Origin of the sequence: Falsirhodobacter sp. 20TX0035 (assembly GCF_028307215.1) — a bacterium.
Classification (GTDB): Bacteria; Pseudomonadota; Alphaproteobacteria; order Rhodobacterales; family Rhodobacteraceae; genus Falsirhodobacter.
This window is the reverse complement of record NZ_JAQMHV010000039.1, coordinates 1-313: the sequence shown is the minus strand read 5'-3', so window position 1 is coordinate 313 and position 313 is coordinate 1. Positions and strand designations below refer to the sequence as shown.

At 67.7% G+C, this 313-nt stretch carries 1 protein-coding gene; it reads right to left on the bottom strand.

Features of this window, described 5'->3' with window-relative positions; translation table 11 throughout:
• Positions 1-16: 16 nt before the first annotated feature.
• On the bottom strand, positions 17-313 hold a 297-nt coding region (locus PIJ50_RS16465), incomplete at its 5' end, for a hypothetical protein (RefSeq protein ID WP_271976660.1).

Genomic DNA, 313 nt, shown 5'->3' with positions numbered 1-313 from the left:
GAAGGTTCGTCATGGCTCAGGCCCCATAGGTGGCGGCGTAGCGGATCAGGTCCGCGCGCAAGTTGTTCATGGCCGCGCTGCCGTCGAAGATGTCGCCTTGGATCAGCGCGAAATCGAGGACTGACCCGCTGAAGGGCTGGTTTCCCTGCCCCTGGCCGACGGTCCATTGCCAGACGGTGCCCGAGGTGGCGAGCAGCTCGCTCCACCGCCCATAGGTCACGCTGGTGGGCGTTTCGGCCCCGTGCGCGCCGGACACCGCCCCGGTGGTGAAGTCGAAGGACACGAAGCCCACGTCCCGGGTGTTGAGGGCCGG